This window comes from Pseudomonas sp. TWI628 (assembly GCF_039673865.1).
Classification (GTDB): domain Bacteria; phylum Pseudomonadota; class Gammaproteobacteria; order Pseudomonadales; family Pseudomonadaceae; genus Aquipseudomonas.
The window spans coordinates 57,163-66,151 of the sequence record NZ_JBDJMM010000028.1 but is presented as its reverse complement, the minus strand read 5'-3'; the positions used below and the strand labels follow the sequence as shown (position 1 = coordinate 66,151).

Here is an 8,989-nt window from a genome sequence, read left to right as displayed (position 1 = left end):
GCTCAAACCTCCTCCAGTGAATTCATGAACGCTTCCATGTCGGCCCAGTCCTCGTCGGCGGTGCCGCCCAGAGCCGCCAGCTCCTCGGCCAGGGCAGCCAGGTTTGGGCGCTCGAACAGGCTGCGCATGGGCAACGCGACACCCAGTTCGGACTTGATCCGGGCAATGACCTGGGCCGCCAGCAGCGAATGCCCGCCCAGGTCGAAGAAACTGTCGTCAAGGCCGACGCGGGGCACCTGCAGCACTTCCATCCAGATCGCCGCCAGGCGTTGCTCTTGCTCGCTGGCTGGCGCGCGGAAGCTGGCCTGCAGCTGGCTCGGGTCGGGCTCGGGCAAGGCCTTGCGGTCAAGCTTGCCGCTGGGGGTCAGGGGCAGGCGGCCCAGCAGCACCAGGTGCGAAGGCACCATGTAGTCCGGCAGCGTCGCACGCAGGCCCTCGCGGATCGCCTGGCGCTGCGCCTCGGCACTGGCGCCCTCAGCTTCGGTGACCACGTAGGCCACCAGCTGCCGACCACCCGTCATGTCCAGGGCCAGCACTGCCGCCTCACGCACGCCAGGGCATTGCTGCAGGCGCATCTCGATTTCGCCAAGCTCGATACGGAAACCACGCACCTTCACCTGGTGGTCGAGGCGGCCGATGTACTCGATGGCGCCATTGGCGTCGAAGCGGGCGCGGTCACCGGTGCGGTACAGGCGCTCGCCGGGAGCTTCGGGGTCGGGCAGGAAGCGTTCGGCGCTAAGTGCAGGCTGGCCGTGATAACCACGCGCCAGGCCGGGGCCACCGATGTACAGCTCGCCAATGGCACCGGCGGGTACGGCCTGCATCTCACCGTCGAGGATGCACAGGCGTCGGCCCGCCAGGCCCTGGCCGATGGGGATGCCGCGCCAGGACACATCCTGCGATGCCAGCGCCGTGCAGTCGTGGATGCTGGACACCACCGTGGCCTCGGTCGGGCCATAGGTGTTGAGCAGGCGCACGCCGGCCAGGCCGGCGCGGCGCCACAGGTCGAGGCCGTCCACTGCCATGGCTTCGCCGCCGACATGCACCTGGCGCAGTGCGGCAAAGGCCTGTGGCGTGTCGCGAGCGTAGTCCTGCACCAGCATGTGCCAGTAGGCGGCTGGCAGGTCGGCGACCGTGATGCCGTGCTGCTCCAGCGCCTGCAGGAAGCTGGCACTGTCCCACAGCCGACTGTCGCGCAGCACCACACGGGCACCGACGCACAGCGGTGGGTAGAACTGCTCGACGAAACCGTCGAAGCTGCAGGTGGCGAACTGCAGCACGCGATCATCCGCAGTCAGGCGCGAATAGGCGGTCGCCAGTTCGCAGAACTCGGCCAGCGCGCCATGGCTGATGGCGACCCCTTTGGGGCGGCCGGTGGAGCCGGAGGTGTAGATCACGTAGGCCAGGTTGCCGGGCTGCAGTGATACCTGCGGCGCATGCTCAGGTTGCTCGCCTTGCGCCTGGTCCAGGCACACGACCTCGATACCCTCGGGCTCAGGCAGATGATCAAGCAGGTTCGACTGGGTCAGCAGCAGGCGCAGGCCGCTGTCGGCAAACACCTGGGCGATGCGTTCGCTGGGCGCTTGCGGGTCCAGCGGCACGTAGGCGCCGCCGGCCTTGAGCACTGCCAGCAGGGCAACCCCCATGTCCAGCGAGCGCTCCAGCGCCACACCGACCAGCACCTCGGGGCCGACACCCGACTGCACCAGGCGCTGGGCCAGGCGATTGCTGCGACGCTCCAGCTCGGCGTAGCTCAGGCTGACGCCCTGCCCTTCGCCAGCCAGCACCAGCGCGACCGCCTCGGGCGTGCGTGCGGCCTGGGCCTGGAAGCGCTGGTGAGCCAGTGCCGATGCCTGGGGCGCGGGTGCACGCAGTGCCCAATCCTGCAACTGGCGGGATTCTGCCGCATCGAGCAATGGCAGCTCGCCGATTCGACGTTGCGGGTCGGCGACCACGCTGCGCAGCAGGTTGCGCCAGTGGCCGGCCATGCGCTCGACGGTGGCGGCGTCGAACAGCTCGGTGGCGTAGGTGAAGGCAGCCAACAAGCGCTCGCCTTCCTCGCGGGTTTCCAGCATCAGGTCACTGGCAGCGGCATGGCTGCGGGCGCCGGCCACACTCTGTTCGGCGTCCAGATGCGCCAGCTGCAGGCCGCACCCCAGGCGCATGCCCTGGATGTCGGTGACCAGCGGCTGGTGGTTGTACATGACCTGGAACAGCGCGTTGTGGCTCTGGCTGCGGTTGGGCTGCAGCGCCTCCAGCAGCGCATCGAACGGCAGTTCCTGGTGGGCCTGGGCGCCGAGGGCGGTCTGGCGCAGCGCTGCCAGTAGCTGCTCGAAGGTCTGGCGCCCATCTAGCTGGCTGCGCAGTACCTGGGTATTGACGAAGAAGCCGATCAGCCCCTCGACCTCAGCGCGATTGCGGTTGGCAATCAGGCCACCGACGCGGATGTCCGCCTGCCCGCTGTAGCGGTACAACAGGGTCTTGAAGGCTGCCAGCAGCACCACGAACAAGGTCGTGCCCTGGCGCTGGGCCAGCGCCTTGAGGCCGCTGCGCAGCTCGGCGTCAATGGTGAACTCCAGACGCGCACCGGCATGGCTCGGCTGCGCCGGGCGCGGGCGGTCGCTGGGCAATTCCAGTGGCTCATGCGCCTCGCCCAATTGAGCTCGCCAGTAGTCGAGCTGGCGGGCCTGCTCGCCGGCTTCCATCCAGCTGCGCTGCCACAGGGCGTAGTCGCGGTAGTGCACGGTCAGCGCCGGCAATTGCGCCTGGCTTCCCGCGCTGCGGGCATCCAGGCAGCGCATGAACTCTTCAATGAGGATGTTCATCGACCAGCCGTCGGCAATGATGTGATGCATGGTCAGCAGCAGCACATGGTCATCCGCCGCCAGTTGCAGCAGCGTCACCCGCAGCAGCGGGCCCTGCTGCAGGTCGAACGGCTGGCCGGCTTCGCGGGCAACTGCTTCGCGGGTGCGCTGCAGGCGCTGATCTGCATCCAGGGAGGACAGGTCGACATGGCGAACCTGCACCTGCGCACCATCACCGACACGCTGCAACGCCTGACCGTCGACTTCCGCGAAGGTGGTACGCAGGCACTCGTGGCGCTGCACCAGATCGGCAAAGGCCTGGTCCAGCGCCTGGTGGTTCAGGGTGCCGAGCAGGCGCACCGCCCCTGGCAGGTTGTAGGCAGCGCTGCCCGGCTCCAGCTGCCAGAGGAACCACATGCGCTGCTGGGCATAGGAGAGCTGGTCACGGCCTGCGATGGCGCTGCAGTCGGGAACGGGGTAACTGCTGAAGTCGACTTGCTCGTCGCGCAGGGCGGCGAAGAAGACACGGCGTTTTTCCAGCGGCAGTTCAATGAAGCGGCGCGCCAGCTTCAGGGATTGATCGAGGGTGCTCATAGGTCGTCCGAACCGGTGATGGGAGCCGCCCTGGGCTCCGCGATACCTGTTGAACGAATGGTTCCGGCTTGCATTTAGGCGCTGTTGCAAAACCGTTGCCCGGCTTTTGCGAGAGCGCGACTCAGCCCGCGCCGTGCCCCTCGGCCATGGCCACGATGACCTTGCGCTTGCCGGTGAAGGTATTGCGGGCGTGGGCGGCGAGCATGTTGTCGAGCATCAGCACATCGCCTTCCTGCCAGGGGAAGGCGATGGTGCATTCATCCAGCACACCGCGCACTTCGTCGAGGATCGAGCCTTCGATAGGTGAACCGTCGCCGTAATAGACGTTGCGTGGCAGGTCTTCCTCGTCGACGATTTCCAGCAGGCTCTCGCGCACCTCCGGCGGCAGGTTGGACACATGGAACAGGTGCGCCTGGTTGAACCACACATCCTCGCCAGTGTGCGGGTGGCGGGCCACGGCCTGGCAGGTCTGGCGGGTGCGCAGCTCGCCGTCGTCCTTCCACTCGCAGGTGATCGCATGGCGTTGGCAGTAGGCTTGCACCACTGCCGGGTCGTCACTGTTGAACACCTGCTCCCAAGGCACATCCAGGCCATTGCCGAAATTGCGCACATACATCAGCCCATGGCGGTTGAAACGTTGGTGAATGCGCGGGTCGATCCGGCGGAACACTTCGCGGCTGTCGGCGATTGGCGTTTCTCCGCCGCTCTCGGCGGCGATCATGCTGTAGAACCAGATCTTCATCGGCCATTCACGGGTGTAGGCCTGTTCGTTGTGCAGCGGGATTTTCTGGTGCGGCGGGTACTCGGTGGAGGTGTACACGCCCTGGGTGACGTTGCTGCGCGGGGTAGAGCCGAACTCGTAGTTCAGCAACGGGTGACCAAAGCCACCGGCGAAGCTGCGAAAGGCCTCGGCACCGCCGACGTCGAAACCGCGAAAAAGGATGCCACCGGCCTTGAACAAGTGATGGTCGACCAACGCGCGGATCGGCTCCAGGGCCTCGTTGAGGTCCAGGCCAGCGTGGGGTGCCTCGACCAGCAAAGGCAGGCTGCGCTGGCCAGGCAGCAGAGGCCGGGCCAGCAGTTGCAGTATGGCGCTCATGACCTGCCCCTTACGGCAGCTGGCCGCAGCGGGTTGAGCAGCAATTGATTGGCAACAGGCAGCGCCTGGCTGGCCATGAAGCAGGTAGCGGCAAGCATCCTTCGACCCTCGATAAAATGACAGCAAGCTCCGGATCGAGCGCGCGCAGCGCACGTCGGCCTTGTGCAAAGGAAACGAGGGGCAGAGGGAAGGATTTAGCGTGGATGGCGTCCCCGGCAGGAATCGAACCTGCACCAGAGTCTTAGGAGGACCCCGTTCTATCCATTAAACTACAGGGACTGAAACCCGCCAGCCATTGTGCTGACTGAATGCAGCAACAGCGGGACGGCGAGCATGTTAACCAGCGCGCCACCGTTTGTCATGCCTGAATCGGGCTTTTTGCACGTAGGGGTTTTCTGAGAGCCGCTCAGGCAATCAACTTTTCCTCACGCAACAGATCGAGCAAAGCCGCAACCGCCGTGGCCAACTCACCCGAATTATCGAGGTAGTGCAGCGACGGCGCCGCGTCCAGCTGCAGCCGGGCATTGCGCGCCAGGCGCTGGTCGACTTGCGCCGGGGTTTCCCGCCCGCGGGCGAGCAAGCGTTCACGCAGCACCTGCGGTTGCACTTGCAGGCACACCGCCAAAAGATCAGGGTAGCGCGCCTGCGCCTCAGGCAGGTAAGCCCGAGAACCATTGACCAGCACCGAGCGCCCTTGCACCAGCCACTGATTTACCTGAGCCGGAATACCGTACTCCAGCCCATTAGCCTGCCAGTGCATGGCGAATGCGCCCTCCTCGCGCAGCTGCGCGAAGCGTTCCGCGCTCACGCCATGGGCTGCTTCACCCTTGGCCTCGGCGGAGCGCGTGATGACGCGACGGGCAATTTCCACCCCGGCAGCAGACAATTGCGCGCGAGAAGCCTCGATCAGGGAATCTTTTCCCGAACCGGAGGGTCCTATCAAGAATATCAGGCGGCCTGAGGCTCCATCTCGGGCGCTTGCGTCATGTTGCATAGCCACTATGCTCTATGGAAGGAAACCCGCGCATTCTAGGTGTTTTCTGCGTCCTTTGCTGCGTTTTACAGGTTTTTGACGGCAAAAGGCTGACGGTGCGACGGGCTGGATAATGCAAAACTTTTCAAACCAGTGCTCATTTCTGATAATTGGTACTGGCAAAAAGCCTTTATCCGGCTCACTATTTGTCACAGAATTGACGCCAAGGAAACGGCGACCATGAGGCAAGATGACCTTCCAAATTTTCATGACGGTTGAACATTTTGTCGTCGCCACGGTCGTACTTCCACCCCGTGCGGCCAATTTGAGAACCGCTTCCCCTGAACCAGTAAATCCGGTCAATTTATATGCGCCCAATGAAACAGGCTATTTATTCGAGCCGCACCGCTGACAAGTTCGTCGTCCGCCTGCCAGACGGGATGCGTGAGCGCATTGCCGAGGTAGCGCGCAACCATCACCGCAGCATGAACTCCGAGATCATCGCGCGCCTGGAGCAGAGCCTTATCCAGGAAGGTGCGCTGGGCGACGAGCTGAGCATGCGCCTGGACAGCCCGGAGCTGTCGCTGCACGAGCGCGAGCTCCTGCAACGTTTCCGCCAGCTGTCGCACCGCCAGCAGAATGCGCTGGTGGCCCTCATCGCTCACGATGTGGAAATGGCCGCCGACGCCTCCTGAGGCCGGCAACAAGCAGACACGAAAAAGCCAGCGTAAGCTGGCTTTTTTCGTTGGGCTGATTGTTCTGCAGGTGCCTCAAAGCAGGAACAGTGTGGCCAGGCCCAGGAAGATGAAGAAGCCGCCGCTGTCGGTCACGGCGGTGATCATCACGCTCGAACCCATGGCCGGGTCGCGCCCCAGGCGCGTCAGGGTCATCGGAATCAGCACGCCCATGAAGGCCGCCAGCAACAGGTTCAGCGTCATGGCGGCGGTCATCACCACGCCCAGTGACCAGCTGCCATAGAGCCAGAAAGCCACCGCACCGATCACCCCACCCCAGACCAGGCCATTGAGCAGCCCCACCGCCAGCTCCTTGCGCATCAGCCGGCTGGTATTGCCCGGCGACACCTGGTCCAGTGCCATGGCACGGACGATCATGGTGATGGTCTGGTTGCCCGAGTTACCGCCAATGCCGGCAACGATGGGCATCAGCGCAGCCAGCGCCACCAGCTTCTCGATCGAACCTTCGAACAGGCCGATCACCCGCGAGGCAACAAAGGCGGTAATCAGGTTGATCGCCAGCCATGCCCAGCGGTTGCGCAGCGAGCGCCAGACCGAGGCGAAGATGTCTTCCTCCTCGCGCAAACCCGCCATGTTGAGGACTTCGCTTTCGCTCTCCTCACGGATCAGGTCGACCATCTCGTCGATGGTCAGACGGCCGATCAGGCGATCGCTCTTGTCCACCACCGGCGCCGAAACCAGGTCATAACGCTCGAAGGCCTGAGCGGCGTCGTAGGCATCTTCCTCAGGGTGGAAAGACACGGGGTCGGTCGCCATGACCTCGGCCACTTTCTTTTCTGGGTCGTTGACCAACAGGCGCTTGATCGGCAGCACGCCCTTGAGAATGCCTTCATAGTCGACCACGAACAGTTTGTCGGTATGGTTGGGCAGCTCTTTCAAACGGCGCAGGTAACGCAGTACCACTTCCAGGCTGACGTCTTCACGGATGGTGACCATCTCGAAGTCCATCAGCGCACCGACCTGCTCCTCGTCGTAGCTCAGTGCCGAGCGCACACGCTCGCGCTGCTGGGCATCGAGGCTTTCCATCAGCTCGTGAACCACGTCACGCGGCAGCTCTGGCGCCAGGTCGGCCAGTTCGTCGGCGTCCATTTCCTTGGCGGCAGCCAGGATCTCGTGATCGTCCATGTCGGCGATCAGCGATTGACGAACAGAGTCGGAAACTTCGAGGAGGATGTCGCCGTCACGATCCGAGCGCACCAGCTGCCAGACCGTCAGACGGTCTTGCAGGGGCAAGGCTTCGAGGATGTAGGCGACGTCGGCAGGGTGCAGGTCGTCGAGCTTGCGCTGCAGGTCGACCAGGTTCTGGCGGTGGACGAGGTTTTCCACCAGGTCATTGTGCTGACCTTCCTGACGGTGGGTCAGGTCTTCTACCACACGTTGGCGCTGCAGCAGTTCGACCACCTGGGCCAGGCGATCCTGCAGGCTCTCTTGCGCTTTCTTTACTTCTACTTCAGTCATAGGCGAACTCCACTCCCAGCAGCGGAGCACGCCGGGAGAATCAATCAGTCAGATCTAGCTGTAAGAATCTTGTTAAGGAGTAACTACTGGGTAAGTCCATGGTGGTTTTCCACAAGCCCCGGCGGGGCTGACGGGCGCAATCATACACTGCCTAAGCTGTCAGATCGCTTAAAATTTTGGCCAGAACAATCGTTTGCGAGATAAAGCTGGGACAACGCTCGAAGCCATCAGTGCGACGGCAGGCGCGCAACAAAAAACACATTCACCGGGCAAAAGCCTGTCGGGCTGGTTACTGTGAGTCTAGTCAGGCATCACTGACAAAGCAGTGAAACAGAAAACAAAAAGCCCGCTCAATTGAGCGGGCTTCTTGATTGTATGGCGGACTCAGCAGGATTCGAACCTGCGACCGCTCGGTTCGTAGCCGAGTACTCTATCCAGCTGAGCTATGAGTCCGTGGTGGTAGTTTTAGACCAGATTACCACTGGTGGGCGAAGCGACTTTGCAAGCAGAGCCACTTCAAAAGTGGCGGACTCAGCAGGATTCGAACCTGCGACCGCTCGGTTCGTAGCCGAGTACTCTATCCAGCTGAGCTATGAGTCCGCGATTGGTATTTTTAGACCAGGTTACCACTGGTGATTTGAAGCAGCCTTGCATGCAAAGCCACTTCAAAAGTGGCGGACTCAGCAGGATTCGAACCTGCGACCGCTCGGTTCGTAGCCGAGTACTCTATCCAGCTGAGCTATGAGTCCGTGTCTTGCCGCGCATATTAGTTCGCTGAAACATTTTTGCAAGAACTTTTTCGTTTAACTTCAACGACTTAGCGTTCCTACCGTTTACAGCGCCCTACGCAAATAATGGCGGTGAAGGGGGGATTCGAACCCCCGATACCCTTATGAGGTATACTCCCTTAGCAGGGGAGCGCCTTCGGCCACTCGGCCACCTCACCGCAACACGAGGCGAATATTAAACAGGCTCTTCCTCGTTTGCAACCCTTTTTTTGAAAAAAACTTCAAAAAAATTAAAGGCTTGGCTCCTCGTCCTTCTCTTTCTTGATCCGCAGGTAGATTTCTTCGCGGTGAACGGCCACTTCTTTAGGGGCGCTGACACCAATGCGCACCTGGTTGCCTTTGACGCCGAGCACCGTCACGGTGATCTCGCCGTCTCCAATGATCAGGCTCTCGGCGCACCGACGAGTCAGAATCAACATAGCTTTCTCCTTACGCAAAACATTCAGGGATTACAGTCTTGGGATGTCAGGCCTGAGCGTGGACGACGACACAGGGCCTGGATGATCGCCCCACTGGCA

At 62.4% G+C, this 8,989-nt stretch carries 6 protein-coding genes and 5 tRNA genes; 1 reads left to right on the top strand and 10 read right to left on the bottom strand.

Annotated elements, in window-relative coordinates; translation table 11 throughout:
* Positions 1–2: 2 nt before the first annotated feature.
* The 4 genes from ABE528_RS21040 to phnN all read right to left on the bottom strand — a co-directional run bounded on the left by ABE528_RS21040 (position 3) and on the right by phnN (position 5,491).
* A complete protein-coding gene (locus tag ABE528_RS21040; RefSeq protein WP_346653970.1) occupies positions 3–3,398 on the bottom strand; it encodes an amino acid adenylation domain-containing protein in 3,396 nt (1,131 codons plus the stop codon).
* Positions 3,399–3,519: 121 nt separating this feature from the next.
* A complete protein-coding gene (locus ABE528_RS21035) occupies positions 3,520–4,497 on the bottom strand; it encodes a TauD/TfdA family dioxygenase (RefSeq protein WP_346653969.1) in 978 nt (325 codons plus the stop codon).
* Positions 4,498–4,701: 204 nt separating this feature from the next.
* Positions 4,702–4,776, bottom strand: a tRNA-Arg gene (locus tag ABE528_RS21030).
* A 127-nt stretch (positions 4,777–4,903) separates the two neighbouring features.
* Positions 4,904–5,491, bottom strand: coding sequence for a phosphonate metabolism protein/1,5-bisphosphokinase (PRPP-forming) PhnN (gene phnN / locus ABE528_RS21025; RefSeq protein ID WP_346653968.1), 588 nt, complete (start codon positions 5,489–5,491; stop codon positions 4,904–4,906).
* A gap of 347 nt (positions 5,492–5,838) precedes the next feature.
* Here phnN and ABE528_RS21020 point away from each other — a divergent pair, with 347 nt between their 5' ends.
* Positions 5,839–6,165 carry an Arc family DNA-binding protein gene (locus tag ABE528_RS21020; RefSeq protein WP_003254499.1) on the top strand — a complete coding sequence of 109 codons (327 nt, stop codon included), beginning with the start codon at positions 5,839–5,841 and terminating at the stop codon, positions 6,163–6,165.
* Positions 6,166–6,240: 75 nt separating this feature from the next.
* On the opposite strand, the gene mgtE is transcribed toward ABE528_RS21020, so the two are convergent.
* The 6 genes from mgtE to csrA form a co-directional block, all read right to left on the bottom strand.
* Positions 6,241–7,683 carry a magnesium transporter gene (gene mgtE, locus ABE528_RS21015; RefSeq protein WP_085675859.1) on the bottom strand — a complete coding sequence of 481 codons (1,443 nt, stop codon included), beginning with the start codon at positions 7,681–7,683 and terminating at the stop codon, positions 6,241–6,243.
* A gap of 376 nt (positions 7,684–8,059) precedes the next feature.
* A tRNA-Arg gene (locus ABE528_RS21010) sits at positions 8,060–8,136 on the bottom strand.
* 70 nt (positions 8,137–8,206) lie between these two features.
* Positions 8,207–8,283 (bottom strand) — tRNA-Arg (locus ABE528_RS21005).
* A gap of 72 nt (positions 8,284–8,355) precedes the next feature.
* Positions 8,356–8,432, bottom strand: a tRNA-Arg gene (locus ABE528_RS21000).
* 106 nt (positions 8,433–8,538) lie between these two features.
* A tRNA-Ser gene (locus tag ABE528_RS20995) sits at positions 8,539–8,629 on the bottom strand.
* 72 nt (positions 8,630–8,701) lie between these two features.
* Entirely contained in the window at positions 8,702–8,890 is a 189-nt protein-coding gene (csrA, locus tag ABE528_RS20990; protein WP_003254503.1) for a carbon storage regulator CsrA, read from the bottom strand.
* Positions 8,891–8,989 lie beyond the last annotated feature (99 nt).